Genomic DNA, 2,295 nt, shown 5'->3' on the forward strand with positions numbered 1-2,295 from the left:
GCGGAGTGTCAGTCACTGAATGTGTTTCTGATACACCGCTTTCGCGGGCAAGCCCGCTCCCACATTGGGTTTAGAGTCCGGCAACGAGATCGCGGTAGTTGTCGACGGCCTCGAATTCCCCTGTGTCTTTAGCACCTTTTTTACTATCCGGCTCTTTGACCGCCAACAAATGCCCCACCCCAAAAGCCCGCGCACTGCGCAAGATCGGCAAGGTGTCGTCGATAAACAGGCTGCGCGCCGGGTCGAAGCCGATATCGGCTTGCAGCGCGTCCCAGAATTGCGGGTTTTCCTTGGCGAAACCGTAGTCGTGGGAGCTTATCAACCGCTCGAAGTAGGGCGCCAGTTCAATGCGTTCCAACTTCAATGACAGCGAGTCGCGATGCGCGTTGGTGATCATGATGACGCGCTTGCCCGCCTGTTTGATCGCCGCCAGGAAGGTATCGGCATCCGGGCGCAGGGCGATGAGGTGCGCGGTTTCCAGCTTGAGTTCGCGCACCGGGAGCTTCAGTTCGGCGCTCCAGAAATCCAGGCAATACCATTGCAATTGTCCGGCGTTACGCTCGAACAGCGGCTGCAATTCCATCTCGGCCATGGCCCGGCTCACCCCGTGCAGCTCGGCGTAGCGTTGCGGCAGGTGTTCCATCCAGAAATGGTTGTCGTAATGCAGGTCAAGCAAGGTGCCGTCCATGTCCAGCAGGACGGTGTCGATGGCGTGCCAGGGCAAAGAGGGCATGGGGCGGTCTCATGTAAGTAGAAATATCCGACACAAACAATCGGAAAAGCCACGGTATAGTAACCCGATCACGCCAAGGAGCCGCTTATGCGCCAGAAACCCACCGTCCTCGCCCGCGAAATAGTCGCCAGTAGCCGTTTGTTCCGCGTGGAGGCCGTGCAATTGCGCTTCTCCAATGGCGTTGAACGGACCTACGAACGCCTGGTGGGCCGCGGTGCCGGCTACGGCGCAGTAATGATCGTGGCGATGCTCGATGACGAGCATGCGGTGCTGGTGGAAGAGTACTGCGGCGGCACAGATGAATATGAACTGTCCCTGCCCAAGGGCCTGATCGAACCCGGCGAAGACGTGTTGGCAGCGGCCGAGCGTGAGCTCAAGGAAGAAGCGGGCTACGGCGCACGTCAGCTGGAGCTGATTACCGAGCTGTCGCTGTCGCCGGGGTACATGAGCCAGAAAATCCAGGTGGTGCTGGCCACCGATCTCTACGAAGAACGCCTGGAAGGCGATGAGCCTGAGCCGATGCGTGTGGACAAGGTCAACCTGCGCGAGCTGTCGCAGCTGGCGCAAAACGAGCAATTCAGCGAGGGCCGCGCCCTCGCCGCGTTGTATCTGGTACGAGACCTGCTGACCCAGCGTGGAGCGTTTGACGCATGAGCGAATTGTTTTTGGGCCACCCGTTTATCGCCCCGGTGATCGAGTTGGCGCGTCAAGCGGGCGAAGTGATCCTGCCGTACTGGCGTGCCGATGTGGCCGTGACGGCCAAGGCCGATGACTCGCCGGTGACGGCGGCCGACCTGGCGGCGCACCATCTGATCCTCGCCGGCCTGATCGCGCTGGACCCGAGCATCCCGGTGCTGTCCGAAGAAGATGCCGATATCGACCAGAGCATCCGCGCCGGTTGGCAGCGCTGGTGGCTGGTTGATCCGCTGGATGGCACCAAGGAATTTATCGCCGGCAGCGAAGAATTCACCGTCAATATCGCCTTGATCGAGCAGGGCCGTGTGGTGTTTGGCGTGGTGTCGATGCCCACCAGCGGGCGCTGTTATTTCGGCGGTGCGGGCCTGGGGGCGTGGCGTTCGGATGTTAACGAAGCACCCAAACAGATCCAGGTGCGCACGGCCCCGGCGGCGGGTGAAGCGTTTACCGTGGTTGCCAGCCGCCGCCACAGCAGCCCGGAGCAGGAGCGTTTGCTGGCGGGTTTGAGCGAAGGCTTGGGCGAGCTGAAACTGGCGAATATCGGCAGTTCGTTGAAGTTCTGCCTGTTGGCGGAGGGCAGTGCTGATTGCTATCCGCGCCTGGCGCCGACGTCGCAGTGGGACACTGCAGCGGCCCAGGGTGTGCTGGAAGGGGCGGGCGGCGAAGTGCTGGAGTTGAGCGGTGTGCCGTTCAGTTATCCGGCGCGGGCATCGTTGTTGAATCCGTTCTTTTTGGCGTTGCCGGCCAAGGCGGCATGGCGCGAGCGCTTGCTGATCCTGGCCCGATCTTAAAACCACAGCAGATCAAAAATGTGGGAGCGGGCTTGCTCGCGAATGCGGAGTGTCAGCTAAATATCCGGTGACTGA

3 protein-coding genes are annotated in these 2,295 nt (G+C 61.1%); 2 read left to right on the plus strand and 1 reads right to left on the minus strand.

The genetic code is table 11. The annotated features are described in order from the left end of the window. Positions 1-70: 70 nt before the first annotated feature. Positions 71-733 carry a GMP/IMP nucleotidase gene (gene yrfG / locus NUV89_RS29285; protein ID WP_257784058.1) on the minus strand — a complete coding sequence of 221 codons (663 nt, stop codon included), beginning with the start codon at positions 731-733 and terminating at the stop codon, positions 71-73. Between the two features lie 87 nt (positions 734-820). On the opposite strand from yrfG, the gene nudE reads away from it, so the two are divergent. Together nudE and cysQ are read left to right on the plus strand one after the other, a co-directional pair. Beyond that, a complete protein-coding gene (gene nudE / locus NUV89_RS29290) occupies positions 821-1,387 on the plus strand; it encodes an ADP compounds hydrolase NudE (RefSeq protein ID WP_124526194.1) in 567 nt (188 codons plus the stop codon). After that, a complete protein-coding gene (gene cysQ, locus NUV89_RS29295; RefSeq protein ID WP_257784059.1) occupies positions 1,384-2,220 on the plus strand; it encodes a 3'(2'),5'-bisphosphate nucleotidase CysQ in 837 nt (278 codons plus the stop codon). The genes nudE and cysQ overlap by 4 nt, the downstream gene beginning before the upstream one ends. Positions 2,221-2,295: the final 75 nt, after the last annotated feature.

It is taken from the genome of Pseudomonas sp. 18.1.10 (assembly GCF_024655625.1).
Taxonomy (GTDB): Bacteria; Pseudomonadota; Gammaproteobacteria; order Pseudomonadales; family Pseudomonadaceae; genus Aquipseudomonas.